We start from the raw sequence: 1,538 nt of genomic DNA on the forward strand, positions 1-1,538 counted from the left end.
CTGCGCTAGGCTGTTTCGCTAAGTGGTTGCCCCTGAACAATTCGCTTTTTGTGCCGCCGGCGTCACATTATTTTGTCGGCGGCAACCCGGCGGTCGAGCAAAACAGCGAGAATGAAGGCACAAAGAAGCCGCAGCTTCCTGAGGATCATCCTGAGATTGTGACCGGCGCCGCACAACACCGCATGCATCGCATCGCCGAGCGCGCCTTTGAGCCAGTTCCGGTCGAGTCTCCCGTCTGTCTTCATGTGGCCGATGGCTGGCTCGATTGCACTTCGCCGCCTGGTCATCGCGCGTAGTCCGCGTGTGATGCCCCGTCGCAAGCTTGGATGATAGATCTTTACGCCATCGACCGCGACACCCTTGTATCCACGGCCGACGATGGCGACTTGCGGCGTGGCGTCGCACAGGATTGCCGCCTGTTCCAGCGCTTCCGCCAGAGTATGACCGTCGTACGGATTGCCCGGCATCGAGCGCATGCCAACGACCAGTCCTTCCTTGTGGGTCGTCGTGATCGACACCTTCACGCCGAATTCGTATGGTGTGCGGGCTTTGCCCTTGGCCAGACACTCAACTTCCGGCGCATGCAGCGCGTACAGCTTGTTCTTGTCCTTCGGCTTCTGCGCCAGGATGCGCTTCGTGCGGCCGATCAGTTCCAGCAGCGCCGCGCGGCCTGAGTCTGCCACCTGGGCGACCTGTCGCTCCACATCACGCATCACCCGTCCAACGCGCGAGCGTAACGTGCGCAACGCTTTCCTCATGCGTTTGTACTGCTTCGCGTGAGCGTAGCGGCCAATCTGCAGCCCCAGACGCGGCGCCTCGCGGTTGTAGTTCTGCCGCAGCTTCAGGCCGTGCCTTGCCGCTGCCTTCACCAGATGTTCGCGACACCGCTCAAGCAATCGCGAATCGATTGGATGGGCGATCGCCTTCTGCGTGACTGTCGCATCGACAATCACACGCTTCACGCTCGAAGCTTTGATAACACCAGCACGCTTTGCTGCTTCGATCGTCTCGGCCAGCAACTCTTCAATGCCGGTTTCGCCCAGGCGCTTCGTCCAGCGCGTCAGGCTCGACGGATCGATCGGCGGTTCGGTCTGCAGGTACGTGTCGCCCGTGAAGACCTGCCAGTACGGGTTCTCCACCCATTGCCAGACAACCTCTTCGTCGGACAGATCGAACGCATGCTGCAAATACAGCAGCCCCGCAATCAGGCGTGGCGACGTCGCTGGTCGACCCTTGCGTGATACGAAGCTCTCGCTCATCGACGCGCCCAATCGTTCCCAGTTGATCAGCCCGGCCAAACAGATCAACGGATGCTTCAGGTTGATCTGTTCGCGCAGCGGTTGCCGGAAGAAATCTCCTTCCGTCACAGGCGTCTTCGGACCCATCTGCACCTCGTCGAAAAACGCAGGATTCACGCATAAATCTGCCAGGTTCCTGCAAATCTCGCAACACCATTTCGACCTTAAAGCTCCGACGTACGTGGCTATCCGAATTCTTCAGGCTCGACTAAGTGGCGTGACGTCTACACCTGTGGCTTC

General features: G+C 59.8%; 1 protein-coding gene. It reads right to left on the bottom strand.

The annotated features are described in order from the left end of the window. Positions 1 to 62 precede the first annotated feature (62 nt). Positions 63 to 1,385 carry an IS5 family transposase gene (locus B0G75_RS39960; protein WP_106286494.1) on the bottom strand — a complete coding sequence of 441 codons (1,323 nt, stop codon included), beginning with the start codon at positions 1,383 to 1,385 and terminating at the stop codon, positions 63 to 65. Positions 1,386 to 1,538: the final 153 nt, after the last annotated feature.

This window comes from Paraburkholderia sp. BL18I3N2, assembly GCF_003001875.1.
Lineage (GTDB): Bacteria > Pseudomonadota > Gammaproteobacteria > Burkholderiales > Burkholderiaceae > Paraburkholderia > Paraburkholderia phytofirmans.